This is a genomic window from Sphingobium sp. CFD-2 (assembly GCF_024611135.1).
GTDB classification, from domain to species: Bacteria; Pseudomonadota; Alphaproteobacteria; order Sphingomonadales; family Sphingomonadaceae; genus Sphingobium; species Sphingobium fuliginis.
Map to the genome: position 1 here is coordinate 2,963,144 of NZ_CP084405.1, position 14,691 is coordinate 2,977,834.

A 14,691-nucleotide genomic window follows, 5' to 3' on the forward strand; every position below is an offset into this window, starting at 1 on the left:
GTGGGGCTCAGTCGTTCGCGGGCTTGGCGGTGGCGGGATCGATCACGTCGGTCAGGGTGGACTTCACCGCCTTCACCTTCATGCCCGGCGCCAGTTCGACTTCGGCGTAGAATTCGTCGACGCGCACCACCTTGCCGATCAGACCGCCGCCGGTCACGACCTGATCGCCCTTCTTCACGGCGTCGATCTTGGCCTTGTGCTCCTTCATCTTCTTTTGCTGCGGACGGATCAGCAGGAAATAGAAGACGACGAAGATGAGGACCAGCGGGGCCATCTGAACCAGCATGGAGGCGCCGGACGATTCCCCGCCCGCAGTCTGGGCAAAGGCTGGAGATATGAACATGCTTGGGACTTTCGCCTTATTCTCTTGTCCAGTCGCGGGCGCCGATAAACGCCCACAGATCAAGGGCGCGCGGCTAACACAGATCGCACGGCGGAGGCAACATGATTAGGGTTTCCGACGAATGCGCAAAAAGCCTGCATCGAATGGCTTGCATATTCCCCAAACTGCTTCTAATTGCGCCGCTCCGGTCGGGACGTAGCGCAGCCTGGTAGCGCATCACACTGGGGGTGTGGGGGTCGGAGGTTCGAATCCTCTCGTCCCGACCAAATCTCATTTATGGGGGTGTCGGCGCTGCCGCCCCCCTGAGATGGGTCGGTTTCATTTATAGTTTTAACAAGCATATCAAATGGTTGCCGGTAATCAGCACTCAACTCACCGTGCTTCCAGACACAGTTCGATAGTACGAAATTGAGCAACCTACGTTTCTCGCTTCCAATAGAACCGTCGAACAATCTATGCGCTTTGCGTGCCAGCGTGAGCAGCGCGACCCCTTCATCCATATAGTCGTTGCTAGCTTCCTGATGCCGGGCCAGATCGCGCTGGCAACGATCGAGCTCATCGCGCCATTGGACGGCCATGCGACGATAGAAGTCGTCGGTGACGGTGCCGTCTAGCTTGTCTACATAAACCGCTTCCAGGCGCTTCCGAAGTCGGTCGCTCTCAGCGCGCAAATGTGTCACGGCTTCATCATGGTCGTGCCTTTCGACCTCGAAGCTGTCTCTCAGCGCTTCAACAATCAGGTCGTAAACCTCCTTGTCGAAGCGGAGTTTGGCCAGCAATGCCCCAAACTGCTCCTCAAGGGCTTCCTCGCGTACGAATTTTTCAGGGCATTTCCCCCGGAAGCCGGTGCAGTGGTAGTAAATGTATTTGCCCTTCTTGATCTCCGCCGTGAGCGCGCACCCGCAATGGCCGCAGCTGATCAGACCAGTGAAGGCGAACTCACGGACGCCACCACCGGTCTTGGGATTACGCGTCTTCATGTTGCGCCCATCAAGAATATCCTGCACACAATGCCACAAATCCTTCGAGATTAGCGGTTGGTGGCTTCCCTGATAGACTTTGCCCAGCCACTCGAACTCTCCGGTATAAAGGCGGCTGCGAAGAATTTTATGCACGGTGCTAACCGGCACCGGCCGTTGGCTCTTGCGATAGGCAAGACCTTCCTGACGGGCCCGCGCGCCGATTTCCTTCAAGGAATAGCCCCCAGTCGCATACCATTCAAATAGGCGGGTAATGATCGGGCCTTGATCGGGATCGACGACGATGCCCTTCTTGCCATCCTGTGCCACCACATTTCGGTATCCGAAGGGCGCAGCGCTCGGCCATAAGCCCTGCTCGGCTTTCTCCAACATGCCTTTGCGGACTTCTTCCGAAAGATTGTCGATATAATTTTTGGCCATCAATACCTTGATGCCGTGCATGAATTTCTCGGATGATCGTGATTCTCGTGAAAGAGAGACGCCTTCTTTTACGAGATGAACCTCAGCATCAAGCTCGTCGATCGTCACCCAGTCCTTGAGGTTCCGATACAGTCGATCTGTCTTTTCAACTAGAATAGCCTGAATTGTCTTGTGCTTGCGAAGATAGCGGGTCATTTCATCAAAATTGGTGCGCCCACTCTGCTTGGCTGTCTCTATGTCGATATATTCAGCAGCTACAACTAACCCGTTGGCTTCGGCATGCTCTCGCAATAATTTGAGTTGCGCCGGAATCGAGAAGCCCTCCCGCTCCTGCTCGCGAGAAGAGACGCGCGCATATATCACGGCCTTTGGAGTTTGAACCTCCTGCACCTTCTGCCTTGTCTTCGTCTTGGCTGCTCGCGCCATTTCGATCCTCCGTTGATGACGGCTAGTGCCGATCTCCACTGCCGCCCGCCAATTCCTCCAAGGAAAGTATGGCTTGCGCCACGGGCGGCGATAATTGCCGCGCTTTGTCGACGAACTTCGTATCGGTGGTCACAAATTGCCAACCTTGGTTCATTGCCAGCGCGAGGTACACGCATTCATAGGCAGGGCGATCCAGCTCAATGGCGAGCTTTGCGGCCGACTCCATCAGTGCACGCATGGGTAGGAGTTCGACATCGGCACGCTGGATGATTCGGACGGCAACCATCGCCTCCTCCACCGTAAGTTCGGAGCGACGAACCTTCTTCCAGAGGATGTTCGCGCACTCGGCAACCAGCAGATCGGGGGCTGCCAAGCGATGGCCGGAAAGCAATGACACGGCTTCGTCGGTTCCGTCTTCCGTCACCACCCACTTCACCGCGATGCTGGCGTCTATCACCAAGCGCATCACCGTTCTTGACGCCCCTCACGCATCAGGACTTCAGAAGGCGTCTGCTCCCGGTTCGCAGTCAGCGCGCGCATTTCGGCAGCCAGCGCCTCGAAAGAAGGGTCGATCTCGGCAAACAAAGCCTGTCGCAAAATTTCCCTGTGTTCAGCTTCGACGGAACGGCCATGGCGTGCAGCCCTGCGACGCAAGCGCTGGATAATATCGTCCTCAAGATTACGCACCTGAAGAGCACCGGCCATAGCCCACCCCCTAGAACAAGAATGACATCAGTGATACCATTGACATCAATCCTCGTCAATACGGTTGCGGCGACCTTTGTCGGGGCCCGCGCCTTCAGCCTCCCGCTTCCGTTGGGTCCTCTCCCAGTCGTGAAGTACACGGAAATAGCCCGTCAGATTCTCTAGAATCTGGCGCGCGTCCTCGTTTGTAAGCTTTCTGCTGGTGCGTTTCTGGAAGACCTTCCGGGCCTTCTCGACGATCTCGTCGGAAAACCGCCTGCTGTGGCGCACGGGACGATCATCGTCCCCTAGCCCATCCTCGCGCCCCTTCATTGAGTGGCTTGCCCGACCGCTTGGCCGGACTCCCCAATTGGTACGGATACCGATTGTTCCGCTAGGATCTCGTCATCAACAGACAGTCCGCCATGGATGGGACATGACAAGTAGCCCATCCACCAGGAAGGGCTAGATTTATTTCTTTCGGCAAGACACATGGAACGCTACCCCAAAAGGCAGCGCAGGACAGTCATGAAGCGAAGTCACTTTAGCATTTCTTCGGGATAATATTGAAGTACCAAATTTGAAGTTTCAGCACATCACTGCCGAAAATTCGCCTGGGGAGACCTTGGCTGCACTGTTTCTTTTTATTCGCTCTACCATCTCATCCGACAAGTGGGGCAAAGTAACAGTCGATTAGCTGTTGCGAGATTTAGCGTCGGCGTATGCGGCTTTTCCCTGCGCCCTTCGCTTGGTGAGTTTTGCCATGCGTGCGCTGATCTCGTCGGCGCTGATATCGGCAGAATCGAAGAGACCACCATACCATTCGATCATGGACGCACGGGCAGGATGGCGGGGGTCGGCCATCGCGTTCAGGAACTCTTCAAATCCCGGAGTTCCGCCAACATCTTCTGGCGGGGCGCGCCGTTCACCATCGACGAAGCGGGGGTAATTGGCGCCGGGAATTGCCGGCAGGACCGCTTCGATCTCGATACGATGACGCCAATTGTCCCCGAAATCATATGTGTAGGTGAAGCCGGTTATGTCGCGCTCAACGAGCTTACCGATACGCATATTGGAGGCGTCGCGAGTGCGGATCATGAAAGCATCGTCATCATCGAAGCGGATGCCATAGGCGGCATCACCGACGTCGAAACGGAACAGATGGTAGTTCTCGAAGAGCATGCATGCCTGGATCGCGAGATGCAGGGTCTTGAGGCTGTTTGTGATGGGAAGTTCGACACGGCGCCAGACGGCGGGCTTTATGTCTTCGAGCGTGATGCGAATCCGGGCTATCTGATCGGTCATGCTGCCATGCATAGGGGTGCGGCCTGTGCTGTCCAGTTCCAAGGCATGAGTTCGCATGTGGGCCGGCCTGAGGCGATCTTCTCGATAATGTCGGCGATATAAGCTTGAGGCTCGACCCCGTTGAGTTTCTCTGCCCTCGCTAAGCGGGCGCACCGCGCTGCCATATTTTTACTGTAAGCTCTTGCCGTGCCGGATGGTATCGAGGACACAGAAACGGGTTGCTACGCGCATCTTGCAATAGACAGGGCGCTGGGCAAAGGCGTCCGTATTGACCCTGGCACGCCCTTGAGGTGTATCTGCATAAGGCGACCACCAAACTAAGCTTCTGGGCCACTGCCAATTATCGTGCATCCGAGCAGATCAGATAAGCATCAATGACCGGCGGTATTCGTTGCCCAAACAGCCATCGAGCCCATTGCATAGATGACCAGATTTCCATCGTTCTGGAGATTCAACATAGCGCACTGATTGCCGTCTGTTCCAGAGGCCCAGATAGGCGCACCGCTACGGTAGAGAACAAGGTTTCCGTCTGTTTGGAACTGCATAATAGCACCGGCTTGCCCTGCGGTATTGCTCGCCCACAATGTGCCAGTTGGCCCTCTGAGCACCAGATTTCCATCGCCTTGCATGGTCAGGGTGAACCGTTGGTCTGGTGATCGCATTACCGCGCCAGATCCCAGATTTACGACAGTATTCAAATCCGCGCTGTCATAATATATCCTGTTATCCGCAGCGTCGTATAGATATTGCACGCGATGCTCCCCAAGCGAGGAGATACGGCAAGCGCCGCGAAGTCGGCCTAATGCATCATATGAGTAGCCGTTAAAATCGGAACCTGCCGCGGCGACGGATGTGAATGCCAGAACTGTGCTACACAATATAGCTGCATACCGAGTAAAGGTCATATTACCTCCCGCATTCTTGCTATTGTCAAAATGAAGGTATCCTACCAATCATCTATATCGCTTCAGGACGTCTATATCTCTGGCCATAATCTTCAATATGTCACCAGACAGTAACATGGTTTCGTTGCATTCCGCGGCTTAGTGCCTTGTTTGGTCTGGACGATGTTCCGACAAGGCTTTCAAAGCCTCCGTGAGAATAGACGAAAATTCCTCGACCTGCTCTGCATTGAGACCAAATTTCCTCAGATGAGGTATGGAAAGTCCGACACCGCGCAGATATTCAGCAATCTGATCTTCAAAACCTCCCGATACGAACACCTCATAATTCAAATGAGGCGCACAATCATAGATTTTTTGCTTTATTCGGGCCTTTGAGCGCTCCTTATAACGGTCATGCATATCTACCGGCATAACAATAGGTATGTACCGTAACTTCAATTCGACATCTGCCATTGACGATTTTTCCAACGTGTCGTTCAAATATGGCTCGACGAAATGGCGTGCGCGCTCAAGATTGGAATCCGCCGGCGCATAAGATTCTGAAGAAGCCCAAAATTCCATGTTATCGTGCAACCTTGTTTAAGCGAGGGTAATCCCCATGAGTTACTTTATACCAAGTCAACGCGATATTTTCATGAACAATCGCAGGATACCTCGAAGAGTATCTTTGAATGGCTCGGTAGCGAACATTGTTTACATCGAGCCACGCCTGCGAGTATCTTGCAGCAGCATTGCTTGTAATGCCAATTTTATCAATTGCTCCCGTTGATCGATTGATCAAATTATACACCTCTGTTGATCGCTGAGAGCGACTTGAATTGCCATGCACTTCAACGCTTGGAAGGCTTTCAATCGCCAGTGCGCCCAAGGCGGCAACACCGAGTACGGCCGCCAAGGGGTCGTCTGCAACCCCTATGCCTGTAACATCGTCCGCCACCAATGCACCGGCGGCTACAGCTAATGCACCCGATACACGGTGCCTATTTTGAGGCTTCTGCGTCAACCTAGAAGCTGGATACCGGCGCTGGAACCAGTCCGTGAACTCATCGCATGCGGCTTGATTGCCCATTTTACAGCTTGCACTAAGCCCGGACAAACCTCCGCCCACATAAGGGGTCGAAACCGGCCCACGAGGTATGGTGGGACCTGAAGGCTCCTGGACCACTGGCTTAGGACGGTTACCTCTTACCTCGATAGGCTCACCGTCCATCCCGAACGGATCGGTGCTGTTGAGGGGATCATTGCCTGCATAGGCATACCAGTTCAGACCATCGGCATATCCGATCGGATCGGTTTGCAGGAACCGGCCAAGCGTTGGCGAGTAGATGCGAGCCTTGTAGTTATACATCCCGACTTCGGGCAACCAGACTTGGCCAGTATACAGGAACCGCATCCCATTGTCCGAATCTGGGATGCCATATTCGTCGTAGCGGGTGATAACGCCGCTCCCTGCGGCGCTGGTTCGAGCGATGACGCTGCCACGCTCGTCGGCATGGAACCAGTATTTCACGCTACCGACATAGGAGGCGATCGGCTCATCCAAGCCTGGACCCGGCACGAACCTACGTTGCAGAGCGCCCGTTGCATCATATTCGGCAATCAGCGCTGATCCAGCATAGTCCGATCGGCGGTTTCCCACCTCGCTGTAGATCATGCGGTCAAAGGCGTCGTAGTCGAACCGCTTGCCATTGGCATAAGTCAGGGTGTTGATGGCGCTATAGGCATAGCTATCCGCACCGGAGGCGGTGAGATTGCCGCGCGCATCATAGCCGAAGTTTACGCCGCCCGCCTTGCCAAATTGATTGAGCCCGTTCACCGTGTAGCCGCGCCCCACATTCACATGTTTCGTGAACGCGTAGCTGTCATTTGAGCGTGTCATGCTGGCGATCTGGAACGCCGGATTGTAGCTGTAGCCAAAGGTCACATCCTGCGCGCTGCCAGCCAGATCATGCGTCAGGGCGCTCAGCCGAGACACCGCATCGTAGGAGTAGCTGGTCGCGGTGCCGTTCCCGCGCGAGATGCCGGTTCTGCGGCCCAGGTCATCATAGGCATAGGATGCGAGGGATGTGGACCCATTTTCCTTGATCGCTGAAACCTCACCGGTGACGCGGCGATCATAGGTCACATAGAAACCGTCTCCCCAAGTCAAACGCGTCATGCGTCCGCCAAGGTCGTAGGCATAGTTCTTCGTGCCACCGAGCGTTGATGCTTCCGAGACCCGTCGGCCAAGCACATCATAGCCGAAGCTCAGATTTGCAGTATAGTTCCCGTTGCCGACATTGGCGTAACGCATATTACCAAGATTATCATAACCAAAGGTCTTATTCGCATTGTTGCCAATGTTCGGCATATACTGAATAGTAAGCCTATTCAAATTGTCATAATTATTTACGATATACTCCCCATCTCGCAGCCTTATACTAATTATGTTGCCATTGGCATCATGATTTATCTGCTCATAGTCAGCATCATTGCTCACGCCAGGAGTGGATGACGATGGGTATTGGGTCTGCGAGAGCCTGTTGAATCCATCGTAAAGATAGGTCGTGACATTGTTCTTTGCGTCTTTGACGGTTTTGGGCAGACCATTATTCGTATAGGAAATCGATCGCTCAACTCGCTGGACATTCGTCCCGCGACCATCGGTGATGCTCGTCAATTGGTCGGCAGCATCATAGCTGTTGCGACTGATGCGATCAGGTCCATAGAAGCCTGCGGCCTGGGGTGTACATGGATCGGTCGCATTTGCCCACTGATTGGGATTCATGCGGACTGCGGTGCAGTCTATTCTTCCAGCAGGGTCATAGCTATATTGCGTGACGGAATAGACAGTTCCGCCAGCTTTAAGGGCGCCTCTCGTCTTGCGCCCGGCGCTATCGTAGCTCGTCTCAGTCTGTTGGAGCGACGAAAAGGCATTCCATGCGCTATCGCCCTGATCGGCGACTGTTCCGCTCTCGATCAGCGTTGGTTGCCCGTCGAGATCATAGGTCATGCGCGTTGCCTGATGGACACGTGGCCCCGTTCCATCCGGGTCAGGCCCAACAACGCCGCGCAACTGGCGCGCGGCATCATAGCGGTAGCGTGTCGTGTCCGCTGCCCCTGGAAGCGGACCGTCCACTGTCAGGACGTTGCCGATCGGATCATATCTGTTCGCAACGGTGGCACTAAGCGAGCCGCTGCCGTCACCGACTGTGACTGAAACCGGCAGCAGATTGTTGGCGGTGCCTGGGCTTTGAACGCCGTAGCTCGTGGTCGTTCTGCTCTCATCCGCCGTTCCAGAGCAGGTCGCGCCGGTGCGGCAGGTCGATAGGCTGGTCAGTTTGACGTTGGGCTTCGCTGACTGCGCCGGCGCTCCACCGCTGGCCTGCTTGTAGTAGGCGTAGAGGTTCGAATAGGCATATCGAGTTTGAGGACGAACTGCCCCACTGGCCGGAGCGGGAGCGGTAACAGAGAGGACGAGTCCGGTTGAGCCATCGTAAACAAAGTCAGTTTGATTGCCCTTTCCATCCTTCGCCCAGTTCGGCTTGTTACAGGTGACGGGATTGGCGCAAGACGCATCATAGCCCGCGCTGGTCACGATGTCGGCTGGAGTACCCGGTGTTTTCGACACATGCCTTGTCTCGATGAGATTGCTGCGGCCATCATAGCTGTAACGGACATAGTCCCCTTCGGGCGCGGTTGCCCGTACCAAGCGGCCAAACTCGTCAAAGGCAAATCCGCTTTGACGATTGAGGGCATCAGTCAAGGCAGTCAAACGGGTCGCCGGACTTGCGACTGGCTTGCTGGGAGTCCGGTTAAAAGACGATCCTCTGAATATATGGCCAATCCATTTCCGCCCGGCCGGTGCTGTCGCGGTTACCGTCAATTGCTGGTTCAAAAGCTGGCTATTCGTACCTACGCCATCGCTCTGTCCAGTGAGGACATAGCTGTAGTTCGTCACGACCCCATCGCGATTGACCGAACTGACCCGTCCGTTCGTATCATAGCCAACAACTATATTGTCCGGCCCGCCCGCAGCTACGGCGGAAGGGCGCCGGATTGCCGTGAGCTTGACTGCGCCACTGCCTGTTGCCGAGTAGGTCAATATGGTCGAGCGATTGAGCGCATCAATGACCGTATAGCTATGACCTTGCCCCTGATTTACGCGAACGAATTGAAGAGAGGGCCAGGTTTGTGACAGGTTGGAGCAATGATCTGCTAGGGGATCACAATAGTCGACTGCCATGTTGATGGCGGTAGCTTTGACCAATGTCGTCCATGCCTGGAAGTCGGCATCCGTTGCGTTGCTCGAAGGTATCGAGTCAGTTTGATATTCAAACTTGATCTGATATCCATTGTTATTAGTAATCGACTGTGGCCGGTAAGCGCGCCTCACGTTACAGACAATCGTACACGCCGTGCTTTCTATCTCGCGATAGTTGAACTTCGTAGTCTCTCCAGACGGAAACTCAACTCGATCGGTTCTGGCCCGGAACGTCGCGGCAATCGCACGAGAAAATACCTCCCGACCGCTTATTTCTGATGTATTATCAATAAAGTATGCTCTAGCGCCATCTCTGCTTTGATATCTGATCAGGCCATCGCTCTGGAGCGAAATATTGCCACCAGAGCTAAGCTCGGTGAGAAACTTTGACCAGTCCCATATAAGACTGACCTCTCCGCCAACATTATTTCCGTTTTCGCAGGGCGTGTATCGATGCGGTAGCCCTACCTGGGCACGTTGATACTTGTCAGTACATTGAAACAAGGAATCAGTAATGCCTAAAACATTTACAGGCAGCCTCAAGCCATCAATCGCTGCACCACTCCCTAGATAAGTTCTAGTATTCATATACTGGATGCCCGACAGATGTGTGGGCACGATCTGGTCGCTGTCAGCGGTCAACGCAAACGACAGGCCACTGTCGCCATTTCCAACCGAGATGTCGGGCAATGCGATGCTCATTTGCCCGCTGATCAGGTCGACCATATTCTCATCCACCGACTGCACCAAAGGTGGGGGTTCCACCGTAGTGACGCCGGTCTGCGCCAGTGAAGGCTGGCATGAGAGTCCAACCACAACAGCGAGCGCAATCAGAACTCGGAGCAAGGGAGTGCACCGGAAATTTAAGGAGATTGCCGCGAAACGCCGACTCAGCGAAATTTGCATCATTCTGCCCCCGTGTTCCGGCAAGGCGCTGCTCCGTATCGACCCTTCTGGCCGACCATCGCATTGATGCACTTGCCCTATTTCTAGGACACGCCGACGCGCATTTTTTGGCAAACCCATTGAACAAAATTGTCTCTCAGACAGTCTTCTCGCTACGTGCTTGTGATGGATACAAAATGTAGCTTACGGACTGATCTGCGACGAGCTTGCCAAAGTCCCGCACCGGATTGATCAGTGACCTTGGTGCTCGCGGGCGATATCGTAGCGAGCTTCGATCAAGCCTCGCCTGATGGCCACCACTCGGGAGACAGATCCTGCTTCAGCGAATTGACCGCTGAACCCGCGATCAACTCGATACATTTGAGCTCGATGTCACCGAGATCATCATAGATCAGGTGCTGGGGAAATCGGATGCCGTGCCCCATACAGAGCAGCGGCAGCACGATATGGCCAACCGATTGCCCTAGCCGCAAAGTGGCGTTCAGATGATCGTCCAGTCGGGTGCTCGGGGCCCCGGACTCCATCTCGCGAAGCCATCGCGGACTGAAGCCCATCTCCTGGGCAAGCTCCGGTTGCGTAATGTGGCGCCGCTTTCGCTCTTGCCTGATCCGTTCCCCGGCAATCTTCTTGATCAGCTTTAAAGGGGACAGATCGACAGCGGCAAATCTCTCGTTCGATGACATGCTTCCGCACTCCTCGGCAGACGCTCCTGACATGACAGGCAGAGAGAGCAGCTAAGTTAATCTCAAGGATTTATGCAATAATATTTAGCGTTGATTTTAGAGGAACTTCGTTGCCGGTTTTGTAGTTAGCAGTCCCCGTTCTCTAATACATGCCGAAAAATCGCCAGCGCGCAAAAATGTTCACAGATGCGCCTATTCAGCATTTCAAGACCGAATAGCAAACGCATAGTTCGATTCTGCAATCCAAGGATAAAACAAACAAAATCGGTGTGTTACCGGCTAATTTTAAGGAATCGGAACTTAACTGCCTAGCGCTGTTGCAATCTTCTTCGTTTCAAATCAATCAGACTTCGTTCCTGAAAACTCAGGTCGAATCGAACCTGATACTTCAAGATCACAAGTAATTCTCAAACATGGCGCGAGGCGCCGAATGGAGTCGTGCATGAAGCCGATTGCCAAAGCGATTGCGCTTGCCTGTTGCGCCGTCGTCACCATGACAGCCGCAAAGGCGGCACCTGGCGGAAACGCATCGCCGCGCGTGGAAGGCCCGCGTGACATCGTTCCGACGGGGAGTGGTTTCGTCATTCGCGCTTCCATCCCCGAACAAGGCGACGACACCTCCAACCGCTCGGCTCCACCCAAAACCATCCGGATCGGTACCGGCGTGCATCTCGATGCGCGACTGCTCCTGCGCCCGGCCAGCTCAATCAAGGAGAATTCACATGCGCGTCGCTAAGCTGGGGGCGGTCGCTCTCGTTCTGCCTTTGATCCTCGTCGCCCAAAGCGCCGCGTCAGCGCAACAGGCTGATCCGCTTATCGCAGCAGCTCGCGAGGCCGAAAGCGAATTGCGGCAGACCTTTAGCAATTTGCAGTTTGAGGATTTCGGACCAGCGCCAGTCAAGGGACCGATCTATCAGGCCTCAGCTGGCGGCCGTATCATATATTATGCTCCCGAAAGCGAGCATCTGCTCTTCGCGGCGGTCTATGACCGCAACGGTATAAACATTACCGCTCTTGCCCAGGATTCGACTGCACAGCGGAAGCTGGCAGGGATCGATACGAGCAAAGCGCTGGCGCTCGGTCCCATCGGGGCACCGGTGGTAATCGAGTTCACCGATCCTGACTGCCCTTATTGTCGAGCCCTTGATCGCTTTTGGGCCGCGAAGGCGGCGGAAGGCAAGCCGGTTCGGCGCCTGATCTTTTTCGTTTCCGGCATCCATGCCGAAGCGGCGGCGAAGGCAGAGCATATCCTCTGTTCGCCTGACAAGGAGGTCGCGTTCAAGGCGATCTACGCGGGTGCGGCACCCACTGCGCTTCAAAGCTGCGCGGAAGGCCGGTCCAGGGTCGAGGCTGACGCCAAGGTCGTGAGCAAGGTTGGTATCACTGGGACACCCACGCTGATCGTCGATGGAAAGGTTATTTCCGGCTTTCAGCAGGCCGAGCTCGAAGAGTTTCTGAAGACCGGGAAGGCGCTCGCCGATGCTGCGCGATGAACGCCCCCTCTTTACTCCCCCATCGCGGATGTTCGCGGTTGTCCTCCTGCCGCACTGCAGGGACGTCGCGCGCACCGGAATGCCGATGGCGAAGCCCGAAACGGGCCGTTCAGCCTCGCCGTCGGCCGACAGCGATACCCATCGATGCCGGCAAGCATATCGCGGAACGGCCCATTTTCACTGGAGCACGTACATGTTGAAGACTCTCGGAAGACAGTCCGCATCCTTTGCCAATATCGGCATTCCCCTCGCTCTCGCTGCGCTGGTCAGCGGCGGAGCCCACGCGTTCACCGCGCCCACGGCCGGTGACTTGGGCTATGACATCTACGATATCGTGGTCAACAAAGGCGTGAAAGGCCCACTTGGCTTTGTGGGCGGCGTCGCCGCCTTCCTGTTCGGCGTCTCGCGCCTGTTCAGCAACGTCATGGTCGGCATCCCGACCATCGTCGCCGCGGTCTGCCTGATCAAATCCGACACCATCCTCCAGACCTTCGGAATGGTGATCTGACGGTTCGGTCCGCCGCCCGTTCGCGCGGACGACGGACCTCAACAGACCAGGGCGCTCCGGCGTGCTGGTGAGACTGCCTGTGTTGTTCAACCGCAGCTTCGCAGGGCGGTCTTGAAGCAGGAGGAGAAGGGTTCGTGGACGAACGGCTACCCCAATATCTGCATAAGCCGGTCCAAATCTTGTGGTTTGGCTCCGACGAATTCGTGCTGGTGATGTCGACCATCTTCGTCGCCGTGATTGTCGGCGGGATGCTCGGCTGGGCGCTCATCGCGGCCCTTCTCCTTTTCATTCCCTGGCTCCGGACCAAGTCACGTGGGTTCATTCCGCACCTTGCCTGGCGTTGGGGGCTGGTCCGTTGGTCCAAGTATCCTGGGCCGACGCAGACCCGCTTTTTCGAGTGAGGACAAGCGATGTTCGGACGCAAATCCCCCGATATGCCCCCGCGCGACCCGCTGCTCGGCAAGCCCGCCAGCTACGGCATCCATCGCTATGTCCAGGGCGCAAGCAACCTGTTCGAAGAGAACCGGCTGCTGAAGCTCGCGGTGGTTGGGCTGTTCGGCATCACGGCCGTGCTGGGCATGGCGATCTACACGTCTGACCAGAACACGCGCACGGTCGTCGTGCCCTTCGGCGCGGGTGGCGATCTCTATGTCACGGGGAACAAGCCGTCTGAAGCTTATCTCCGAATGATCACGCGCAACGTGGTTTCGCTCTCGGGCACATATTCCGCCTATTCGGCTGACCGGCAGTTTCAGGAGCTGCTGAGCATTGTGCATCCTTCAAGCTACAATGGCTTGAGAGACAGCCTTAATCGTTTGCTCGACGAGCTCGCCGACAATTCCACGCTTTCGATCGCGACCTACATCCGCCCCGACCAGCCCGTGACCTGGACCGACCGCGAGATACTCGTGCCGGTCGAGAAGGTTCGAGTCATCGGCGGTGTGATCCGCAAATTCCGGGGCAATCTGCGGATTCGCTACGTGATCGACAATGGCCGCTTCTGGCTGACTGCCCTGACGGAGGAAAATTTCGATGCCCAGCCCCGTTAAGCGGCTGCTGGCGCTCGGCCTTGCGCTGACGCCGCTGCCGGGACAAGCGCAGACCATCGTCGCGCTGCCTGACCAGACCAGCACGATCCGCCTGTCCAACCGTGACATCAACCATGTCATCTGTGCGGGCGGTGAGATCGAGGACGTCAAATTCAGCGCTGAGAAGGCTATCGCGGTCGAGCGCGCCGGGTCCGATGCCTGGATCAAGTTTCTGGTCCGAGAGATCGACGATGCGGGCATGGTGACGCGAAGCTTCGTCACCACCCCATCGGAGTTTTTCGTGACCTGCAACGGTGCGGTCTACCCGCTCTATGCCGAGCCTTCCGACATTCCTGCGCAGACAGTCATGTTGCAACCTGGGACTCCTCAGCGCGCCAGAGCCAATGAAGAATTGCTCGGCCCCCTGGTCGAGGAAGAGCGTGCGATTTCCATCACGCTCGCCATGCTCCAGGATCGCATACCGGGAAGCTTCACAACTGTCGCACCACGTTCCGGTACGATCCGCCTTGTCAGCCTGCCTGACGCAGCGATCGAGGAACGCCAGCGTATCGAGATAGATGGTTCGGGACTATCAGCGTCCGAATATCTGGTTTCGGTTAGCAGTGAAGCCGTGCTCGACGAGCGTAGCTTCCTTGATAGTGCGCTTGGCGCCAATATTTTCGCCGTTACGCTGGACCGCGGCAATCTCTCAGCAGGCGAGACCGCGAGGCTCATCGTCGTTCGCCGGGGAGCCGGACAATGAGCGC

16 protein-coding genes, 1 tRNA gene and 1 pseudogene are annotated in these 14,691 nt (G+C 55.8%); 8 read left to right on the forward strand and 10 right to left on the reverse strand.

Features of this window, described 5'->3' with window-relative positions; translation table 11 throughout:
- Positions 1 to 7: 7 nt before the first annotated feature.
- Positions 8 to 343 carry a preprotein translocase subunit YajC gene (gene yajC / locus LDB29_RS14705; RefSeq protein ID WP_025551594.1) on the reverse strand — a complete coding sequence of 112 codons (336 nt, stop codon included), beginning with the start codon at positions 341 to 343 and terminating at the stop codon, positions 8 to 10.
- Positions 344 to 532: 189 nt separating this feature from the next.
- On the opposite strand from yajC, the gene LDB29_RS14710 reads away from it, so the two are divergent.
- Positions 533 to 609, forward strand: a tRNA-Pro gene (locus LDB29_RS14710).
- A 189-nt stretch (positions 610 to 798) separates the two neighbouring features.
- Positions 799 to 957: a hypothetical protein gene (locus LDB29_RS14715; protein WP_257554515.1), complete on the forward strand. Its 159-nt coding sequence runs from the start codon at positions 799 to 801 to the stop codon at positions 955 to 957.
- Positions 958 to 1,188: 231 nt separating this feature from the next.
- Here the strand turns inward: LDB29_RS14715 and LDB29_RS29400 are convergent.
- From LDB29_RS29400 to LDB29_RS14765, 9 genes and pseudogenes are all read right to left on the reverse strand, one after another.
- Positions 1,189 to 2,169: pseudogene (locus LDB29_RS29400) on the reverse strand (recombinase family protein); the annotation flags it as partial.
- Positions 2,170 to 2,191: 22 nt separating this feature from the next.
- Positions 2,192 to 2,635 (reverse strand): type II toxin-antitoxin system VapC family toxin, encoded by a 444-nt coding sequence (locus LDB29_RS14725; RefSeq protein WP_257554519.1) that lies wholly within the window; start codon positions 2,633 to 2,635, stop codon positions 2,192 to 2,194.
- The gene (locus tag LDB29_RS14730) at positions 2,635 to 2,874 is read right to left on the reverse strand and encodes a hypothetical protein (protein ID WP_257554521.1); all 240 of its coding nucleotides are present in this window, start codon (positions 2,872 to 2,874) and stop codon (positions 2,635 to 2,637) included. The genes LDB29_RS14725 and LDB29_RS14730 overlap by 1 nt, the downstream gene beginning before the upstream one ends.
- A 45-nt stretch (positions 2,875 to 2,919) precedes the next feature.
- Entirely contained in the window at positions 2,920 to 3,186 is a 267-nt protein-coding gene (locus LDB29_RS14735) for a hypothetical protein (RefSeq protein ID WP_257554523.1), read from the reverse strand.
- A gap of 360 nt (positions 3,187 to 3,546) precedes the next feature.
- Positions 3,547 to 4,158, reverse strand: a complete 612-nt coding sequence (locus tag LDB29_RS14740) for a plasmid pRiA4b ORF-3 family protein (RefSeq protein WP_257554524.1) — start codon at positions 4,156 to 4,158, stop codon at positions 3,547 to 3,549.
- Positions 4,159 to 4,529: 371 nt separating this feature from the next.
- Entirely contained in the window at positions 4,530 to 4,910 is a 381-nt protein-coding gene (locus LDB29_RS14750; RefSeq protein ID WP_257554527.1) for a hypothetical protein, read from the reverse strand.
- A gap of 291 nt (positions 4,911 to 5,201) precedes the next feature.
- On the reverse strand, positions 5,202 to 5,624 hold the full coding sequence (locus LDB29_RS14755; protein ID WP_257554529.1) for a hypothetical protein: 423 nt from the start codon (positions 5,622 to 5,624) through the stop codon (positions 5,202 to 5,204).
- Between the two features lies 1 nt (position 5,625).
- Complete coding sequence (locus LDB29_RS14760) at positions 5,626 to 10,032, reverse strand: RHS repeat domain-containing protein (protein WP_257554531.1); 4,407 nt, start codon at positions 10,030 to 10,032, stop codon at positions 5,626 to 5,628.
- Between the two features lie 455 nt (positions 10,033 to 10,487).
- Positions 10,488 to 10,895 (reverse strand): transcriptional regulator, encoded by a 408-nt coding sequence (locus LDB29_RS14765; protein ID WP_257554532.1) that lies wholly within the window; start codon positions 10,893 to 10,895, stop codon positions 10,488 to 10,490.
- 442 nt (positions 10,896 to 11,337) lie between these two features.
- On the opposite strand from LDB29_RS14765, the gene LDB29_RS14770 reads away from it, so the two are divergent.
- The 6 genes from LDB29_RS14770 (at position 11,338) to LDB29_RS14795 (ending at position 14,687) form a co-directional block, all read left to right on the forward strand.
- Positions 11,338 to 11,631, forward strand: a complete 294-nt coding sequence (locus LDB29_RS14770; protein WP_257554533.1) for a hypothetical protein — start codon at positions 11,338 to 11,340, stop codon at positions 11,629 to 11,631.
- A complete protein-coding gene (locus LDB29_RS14775) occupies positions 11,618 to 12,388 on the forward strand; it encodes a thioredoxin fold domain-containing protein (RefSeq protein WP_257557039.1) in 771 nt (256 codons plus the stop codon). Before LDB29_RS14770 ends, LDB29_RS14775 begins: the two co-directional genes overlap by 14 nt.
- 193 nt (positions 12,389 to 12,581) lie before the next feature.
- The gene (locus tag LDB29_RS14780) at positions 12,582 to 12,896 is read left to right on the forward strand and encodes a hypothetical protein (RefSeq protein WP_257557040.1); all 315 of its coding nucleotides are present in this window, start codon (positions 12,582 to 12,584) and stop codon (positions 12,894 to 12,896) included.
- 134 nt (positions 12,897 to 13,030) lie between these two features.
- On the forward strand, positions 13,031 to 13,297 hold the full coding sequence (locus LDB29_RS14785) for a type IV conjugative transfer system protein TraL (RefSeq protein ID WP_257554535.1): 267 nt from the start codon (positions 13,031 to 13,033) through the stop codon (positions 13,295 to 13,297).
- 9 nt (positions 13,298 to 13,306) lie between these two features.
- Complete coding sequence (locus LDB29_RS14790) at positions 13,307 to 13,945, forward strand: type IV conjugative transfer system protein TraE (protein ID WP_257554537.1); 639 nt, start codon at positions 13,307 to 13,309, stop codon at positions 13,943 to 13,945.
- Positions 13,929 to 14,687, forward strand: a complete 759-nt coding sequence (locus tag LDB29_RS14795; RefSeq protein ID WP_257554539.1) for a type-F conjugative transfer system secretin TraK — start codon at positions 13,929 to 13,931, stop codon at positions 14,685 to 14,687. The genes LDB29_RS14790 and LDB29_RS14795 overlap by 17 nt, the downstream gene beginning before the upstream one ends.
- Positions 14,688 to 14,691: the final 4 nt, after the last annotated feature.